This window comes from Hydrogenophaga sp. (assembly GCF_028698005.1).
Taxonomy (GTDB): domain Bacteria; phylum Pseudomonadota; class Gammaproteobacteria; order Burkholderiales; family Burkholderiaceae_C; genus Hydrogenophaga.
Genome location: NZ_JAQVEJ010000163.1, coordinates 1 through 6,546 on the forward strand (window position 1 = coordinate 1; position 6,546 = coordinate 6,546).

At 66.2% G+C, this 6,546-nt stretch carries 8 protein-coding genes; all 8 read left to right on the forward strand.

Annotation, left to right across the window (positions count from 1 at the left end):
• On the forward strand, positions 1 to 1,351 hold a 1,351-nt coding region (gene rpsA, locus PHQ87_RS13455; protein ID WP_300235305.1), incomplete at its 5' end, for a 30S ribosomal protein S1.
• Positions 1,352 to 1,390: 39 nt separating this feature from the next.
• A complete protein-coding gene (locus PHQ87_RS13460; protein WP_300235324.1) occupies positions 1,391 to 1,771 on the forward strand; it encodes an integration host factor subunit beta in 381 nt (126 codons plus the stop codon).
• 33 nt (positions 1,772 to 1,804) lie between these two features.
• Positions 1,805 to 2,149: a lipopolysaccharide assembly LapA domain-containing protein gene (locus PHQ87_RS13465; RefSeq protein ID WP_300235308.1), complete on the forward strand. Its 345-nt coding sequence runs from the start codon at positions 1,805 to 1,807 to the stop codon at positions 2,147 to 2,149.
• Entirely contained in the window at positions 2,139 to 3,284 is a 1,146-nt protein-coding gene (gene lapB / locus PHQ87_RS13470) for a lipopolysaccharide assembly protein LapB (RefSeq protein ID WP_300235310.1), read from the forward strand. Before PHQ87_RS13465 ends, lapB begins: the two co-directional genes overlap by 11 nt.
• Before the next feature lie 66 nt (positions 3,285 to 3,350).
• A complete protein-coding gene (locus tag PHQ87_RS13475) occupies positions 3,351 to 4,358 on the forward strand; it encodes a recombination-associated protein RdgC (protein ID WP_300235313.1) in 1,008 nt (335 codons plus the stop codon).
• 19 nt (positions 4,359 to 4,377) lie between these two features.
• A complete protein-coding gene (crcB, locus tag PHQ87_RS13480; protein ID WP_300235316.1) occupies positions 4,378 to 4,755 on the forward strand; it encodes a fluoride efflux transporter CrcB in 378 nt (125 codons plus the stop codon).
• A 154-nt stretch (positions 4,756 to 4,909) separates the two neighbouring features.
• Positions 4,910 to 6,256 (forward strand): FAD/NAD(P)-binding oxidoreductase, encoded by a 1,347-nt coding sequence (locus tag PHQ87_RS13485; protein WP_300235319.1) that lies wholly within the window; start codon positions 4,910 to 4,912, stop codon positions 6,254 to 6,256.
• A 16-nt stretch (positions 6,257 to 6,272) separates the two neighbouring features.
• On the forward strand, positions 6,273 to 6,546 hold a 274-nt coding region (locus PHQ87_RS13490), incomplete at its 3' end, for a DUF5368 domain-containing protein (RefSeq protein ID WP_300235321.1).

Here is a 6,546-nt window from a genome sequence, read left to right on the forward strand (position 1 = left end):
CGGCACCACCGGCACCAAGGTCAAGGGCGGCCTGAAGGTCATGATCAACGGCATCAGCGCCTTCCTGCCGGGTTCGCTGGTCGACAGCCGTCCGACCAAGGACCTGACGCCGTACGAAAACAAGACCATGGAGTTCAAGGTCATCAAGCTCGACCGCAAGCGCAACAACGTGGTGCTGAGCCGCCGCGCCGTGGTCGAAGCCTCCATGGGCGAAGAGCGCGCCAAGCTGATGGAAACCCTGAAGGAAGGCGCCATTGTCAACGGCGTGGTCAAGAACATCACCGAATACGGTGCGTTCGTCGACCTCGGCGGTATCGACGGCCTGCTGCACATCACCGATATGGCCTGGCGCCGTGTCCGCCATCCCTCCGAGGTGGTGCAGGCTGGCCAGGAAATCACGGCCAAGATCCTCAAGTTCGACACCGAGAAGCAACGCGTGTCGCTGGGTCTGAAGCAACTGGGTGACGACCCCTGGCTGGGCGTGTCGCGCCGCTACCCGCAAGGCACCCGCATGTTCGGCAAGGTCACGAACATCGCCGACTACGGCGCGTTCGTCGAGCTCGAGCCCGGCATCGAAGGCCTGGTGCACGTCTCCGAGATGGACTGGACCAACAAGAACGTGGCCCCCTCCAAGCTGGTGTCGCTGGGCGACGAGGTGGAAGTCATGGTGCTGGACATCGACGAAGACAAGCGCCGTATCTCCCTGGGCATGAAGCAGTGCCGCGCCAACCCCTGGCACGAGTTCGCCGAGACCACCAAGCGCGGCGACCGCGTCAAGGGCCCGATCAAGTCGATCACCGACTTCGGCGTGTTCGTGGGACTGGCCGCCGGCATCGATGGCCTGGTGCACCTGTCCGACCTGTCCTGGAACGAACCCGGCGAAGTCGCCGTGCGCAACTACAAGAAGGGCCAGGAAGTCGAAGCCATCGTGCTGGCCATCGACGTCGAGCGCGAGCGCATCAGCCTGGGCATCAAGCAGCTCGATGGTGACCCGTTCACCACCTTCGTGTCGGTCAACGACAAGGGCTCCGTGGTGACCGGCAAGGTCAAGACCGTGGACGCCAAGGGCGCCGAGATCGATCTGGGCGAGGACGTGGTGGGCTACCTGCGCGCCAGCGAAATCAGCCGCGATCGCGTCGAAGATGCCCGCAACGTGCTCAAGGAAGGCGACGAAGTGTCGGCCGTGGTCGTCAATGTGGATCGCAAGACCCGCAACATCCAGCTGTCGATCAAGGCCAAGGATGCCGTCGACCAGCAGGAAGCCATGGCCAGCCTGAACCAGAACGTGGGCAACGCCGGCACCACCAACCTGGGCGCCCTGCTCAAGGCCAAGCTGGACAGCAACAACTGATCCTTACCCCCGGCATGGGATGCCGGGGCTGGCCATCGCCTGCCCCCGGCATCCTGTCCCCGGCCATTCCCGTTCCGGTTAGCCGTAACAAGAAAGACCATGACCCGCAGCGACCTCGTAGAAGCGCTTGCTGGCCGCTTCAGCCAGCTCACGCACCGCGATGCCGAGTTTGCCGTCAAGGCCATACTCGATGCCATGGGCGACGCTCTGGTCAGGGGCCACCGTATCGAGATCCGCGGTTTCGGCAGTTTCTCCGTCAACCGCCGCTCGCCGCGCATCGGGCGCAACCCGCGCTCGGGCGAGAGCGTCATGATTCCGGAGAAACGCGTCCCCCATTTCAAGCCGGGCAAGGCCCTGCGCGAACAGGTGGACGCCCGCACCGCCACCATCCTCGGCCGGGAGCCCCGGGCACCGGAGTGACCGGTACAATCGTCCCCACCACAGAGGGGATGAATGAGATACCTGATGTGGCTGCTCAACGCAGCCATTTTTTTTGTGCTGTTCGCCTTTGCCCTGAACAACCAGGCACCGGTGACGCTGCACCTGTTCTTTGGCATGTCCTGGCAGGCCCCTCTGGTGCTGGCGCTGTTCGTGGCGCTGCTGATTGGTGTGGCGCTGGGCGTGGTCGTGATGCTGCCCCTGTGGCTGCGTGCGCGCCGCGCGCATCAGGCTCCTGTGGCCGACACGGCCGCGGCGCCGGCCAGCACACCCGTTTCGCCGGCCCCTGTGGCCACCGTCTCGCCCAGCACCACGACAGTCATCACCGACGCCGTCGACACCCGTCGCCATGGAACTTGACCTGACCTGGTTGCTCTGGGGTCTGCCGCTGGCCTTCGCATTGGGCTGGGTGGCATCGCGGCTGGACCTGCGGCAGTGGCGCATTGCCGGACGGCATGCGCCTCGGGCCTATTTCCGGGGTCTGAACCACCTGCTCAACGAGCAGCAGGACCAGGCCATCGACGCCTTCATCGAAGCGGTGCAAAGCGATCCCGACACTGCCGAGTTGCACTTCGCGCTGGGCAACCTGTTCCGACGCCGGGGCGACTACGACCGCGCGATCCGGGTACATGAACACCTGCTGGCGCGCTCGGACATCGGGCGCAAGGACCGCGACCGTGCCCAGCACGCCCTGGCCCTCGACTTCCTCAAGGCGGGCCTGCTTGACCGCGCCGAGGCGGCGCTGGTCAAGCTCGAAGGCTCCGATTTCGAAAGCGAGGCCCTGCTGGCGCTGCTGTCGATTTACGAGCGCTCACGCGATTGGCCGCAAGCCCGTCGCGTGGCTGAGAAGCTCGACCTGGCCCAGCCCGGCAGCTTCACCGGCCGGCTGGCCCACTACCTGTGCGAAGAGGCCGATCTGGCCCAGCGCAGCGGCAACACCCTGCAGGCCTTCAAATTGCTGGACGAGGCCGTGGCCCGCGTACCGTCGCTGGCGCGCGGCTGGATGACCATTTCAGCCCTGCGCTCGCAGATCGGCGATGCCAACGGCGCATTCGACGCCCTGCTGCGGCTGGCCGACAACGCCCCGCAGGCCCTGCCGCTGGCAGCCCACAACCTGGCGGAGCTCGCCCGCAAGCTCGGACGCGAGGCCGAGGCGCAGCGTCTGCTGGAAGCCGCGCACGAGCGTGTCCCCTCGCTGGATGTGTCGGAAGCCCTGGCCAGCCTCGATCCGGTCGGCCTGCAGCAGCGCCAGCGCTACCTGGACCACCTGCGGCAGGAGCCTTCACTGGTCATGGCCACACGTTGGCTCGAAGGCGAAACCTTCAGCGACGCCGAGGCGCGCCAACCAGTGATGTTGGCGCTGGAGCAGGCCTGCGGGCCACTCAAGCGCTACCGCTGTGCCGCCTGCGGCTTCGAGGCACGCCAGCACTTCTGGCAATGCCCCGGTTGCCAGGCCTGGGACAGCTACCCGGCCCGGCGCGTGGAAGAACTCTGACCCCGGCCCCTGGGCCATCACAGGCCCCGTGCCTTTGCCAACCTTATTCATACTGTGTTCAAGAACGTGACCCTTTTCCGTCTGGCGCCCGGCTGGGCACCGACGCTCGATGACATGGAAACGGCGCTGGACGCGGCCCGTTTCACGCCCTGCGGTGCCACGCAGGACAAATCCTTCGGCTGGGTCGAGCCCCGCGGGCAAGCCCATGGCCCGCTGGTCGAGTCGGTCGATGGCCAGCGCATCCTGCGCTTCCAGATCGAGACCAAGGCGGTTCCCGGCGCCCTGGTGCGCGAGAAGGCGCAGGAAGCGGCCGACCACATCGAGGCCACCACCGGACGCAAGCCCGGCAAGAAGGAGACCAAGGCCCTGCGCGAGGATGCGCTGCTGGCCCTGCTGCCTCAGGCATTCGCCCGTCGCAGCCAGGTGTGGGTGTGGATCGACCTGGAGCATGGCTGGCTGGTGACCGATGCCGGCAGCCAGGGCAAAAACGACGAGGTGCTGAGCTCGCTGGTGCAGTGCTTCAGCGGCTTTTCCGCCGCGCTGTTGAACACCGCCATGACGCCGCAGACCGCCATGACGCAGTGGCTGCTGGCCGAGACGCCCGACGACTGGCCGGCGGGCCTGGCGGTGGAGCGCGAATGCGAACTCAAATCGCACGACGAAGAAAAATCGGTCGTTCGCTTCACCCGCCACCATCTGCTCAATGACGAGGTGCGCAAACACATTGCCGAGGGCAAGTTGCCCACCCGCCTGGCCCTGAGCTGGGAAGGCCGCATCGGCTTTGTCATGACCGAGTCGATGCAACTGAAGAAGCTCAGCTTCCTGGAGGGCGTGTTCGAGGACCGCCCCGCGACCGAGGGCGAGGACCGCTTCGACACCGATGTGGCCCTGAGCACGGGCGAGTTGCGCCAGCTGATGCCGGCGCTGATCGAGGCGCTCGGTGGCGAGCTCTCGAGCGACCCGCTGACAGCGGCCGGCCAGTCGGCTGCAGCCAACCCGGGCACGGGTACCCTGACCCAGGGCCGCGCCATGCCGGCCACGGCGGATACCGCCGACGATTCGCCCCCGTTCTGACGCCCGGCACCGACACCCCATGCACCAAGTGATTGCCATCTGCATCGGGGCCAGCCTGGGGGCGCTGGGGCGATGGAGGCTGGCCCTCTGGCTCAATCAGGGCGATGCGCTGCTCCCCTGGGGCACGCTGGCCGCCAACTGGATCGGTGGCTGGCTGATCGGGGTGGTGATCGCCGTGCTCCAGGCACAACCTCAGATCGATCCTGTCTGGCGGCTCGCCATCGTGACCGGCTTCCTGGGCGCACTGACAACCTTTTCGACATTCTCGGCCGAGGGGATTGCGCTGTTGCAGCAAGGGCGCTTGCTGCTGGCCCTGGTTCACGCTACCCTGCACCTGTTCGGCTCTCTGCTGCTGACGTGGGCCGGCCTGCGCATGGCGTCGGCGTGGTTCCCCTAAGGCCCCTGCGCCAGGTATCCGTCACGCTGGTTCGGATACCGCAGCGCCACATTTCTTGACTAATCTCAAGACATCAAGGTGTTGGCGTGCTCATCATTAATACTATACATAGTAATGTATATGTGATTCAATGACATCGAGCAAGGAGACAAGCATGACCATCGATGCGACACCCCGCAACATCGCCCACCTGACCGGGCGCCGCCGCCTGCTTGCCGGGCTGGGTGCGCTGCCACTGGTGGGCGCCGCCGGCGCCACGGCAATGCCGGCACGGGCAGCCGAGCCAGCCAGGACGCAGGCACGTATCGTGATCGCCGGTGGTGGGGCAGCCGGCCTGACGGCCGCGTCCCGGCTGGCGGCCCTGCTCGACGGTGCCCACATCACCGTCATCGATGGTCGCAAGGCGCACTACTACCAGCCCGGCTTCACCCTGATCGCCGCCGGCGTCAAGCCGCAGGGCTATGTCATCTCGTCCACCAGCGAGTACATCCCGAAGGGGGTCGAGCTGATCGCCGAGAAGGTGGCCGAGATCGACCCCGAGGGCAAAGCGGTCGTCACCGACAGCGGCAAGCGCCTGGCATACGACTTCCTCATCCTGGCCACCGGGCTGGAGTTGAACTACGGTGCCATCGAGGGCATGGACACCACGCGCATCGGCACCAATGGCCTGGGCAGCATCTACCACAGCCCACAGGCCGCAGCCGCCACCTGGCAGGCCCTGAACCAGTTTGCCGATACGGGGGGTGTCGGCCTGTTCGGCCGGCCACTGGGCGAGATGAAATGCGCCGGTGCCCCCCTGAAATACACCTTCATCTCGGACGACCACCTGCGCCGCCGGGGCAACCGTGGCAAGGCCGAACTGATGTACATGGCGCAGAGCAAGTCGCTGTTCGGGGTGCCCATCGTGGCCGAGAAGGTGCGCATGCTGTTCCAGGACCGTGGCGTGAAGGTACACCACGAGCACGTGCTCCAGTCCATCGATCCGGACCGGCGCATCGCCATCTACAAGACGCCGGCGGGCACCCTGGAGCAGGGCTACGACTTCATCAACGTGGTGCCACCCATGCGCGCACCCGAGGTGGTACGCAACAGCCCGCTGCCCTGGACCGAGGGGCCCTGGGCGGCCGACGGCTGGGCCGAGGTGGACCGGCAGACGCTGCGTCACAAGCGTTACCCCGAAGTGTTCGCGGTGGGCGACATCGCCGGTGTGCCCAAAGGCAAGACCGCCGCGAGCGTGAAGTGGCAGGTGCCCGTGGCCGTCTCTCATCTCGTGGGCGACATCACCGGCAAGCCCTCGGCAGACATGTACAACGGCTACACCAGCTGCCCGCTCATCACGCGCCTGGGCCGCGCCATGCTGATCGAGTTCGACTACCAGGACAACCTGGTGATGTCGTTCCCCGGCGTGATCGCACCACTGGAGGAGTTGTGGATCAGCTGGGTGATGAAAACCATGGCCCTCAAGCCAACCTATATCAGCATGCTGCGCGGTCGCGCCTGAAGCAAGGAGTTGGACCATGAAAGAACTCGATCCGATGGTGTTCCTGGCCGTTTTCCAGGAAATGCTGGGGCCGATGCTGTGGGTCATGCTGCTGGTGGCCGTGCTGGGCCTCCTCGCGTTCGTGGCCTTGCTGGTGCGGGAGCGCGGGCTGGTCTCGCGCCGCCTGGTGCAGTCCGAGCTGTTGGGGCTGCTCGGCGGCGTGGTGGCGCTGGTGGTCATGGCCCGGGTGTCGTCATCGGGCTTCACCGATGCCGGCGGTCCCGCCGACTGGTTCCTGATCCTGCTGGTGT

Excerpts from the sequence above, each read along its gene's own strand:
- lapB (WP_300235310.1), top strand. The coding sequence starts at position 2,139 with ATGGAACTTGACCTGACCTGGTTGCTCTGGGGTCTGCCGCTGGCCTTC.
- PHQ87_RS13485 (WP_300235319.1), top strand. The coding sequence starts at position 4,910 with ATGACCATCGATGCGACACCCCGCAACATCGCCCACCTGACCGGGCGC.
- crcB (WP_300235316.1), top strand. The coding sequence starts at position 4,378 with ATGCACCAAGTGATTGCCATCTGCATCGGGGCCAGCCTGGGGGCGCTG.
- PHQ87_RS13465 (WP_300235308.1), top strand. The coding sequence starts at position 1,805 with ATGAGATACCTGATGTGGCTGCTCAACGCAGCCATTTTTTTTGTGCTG.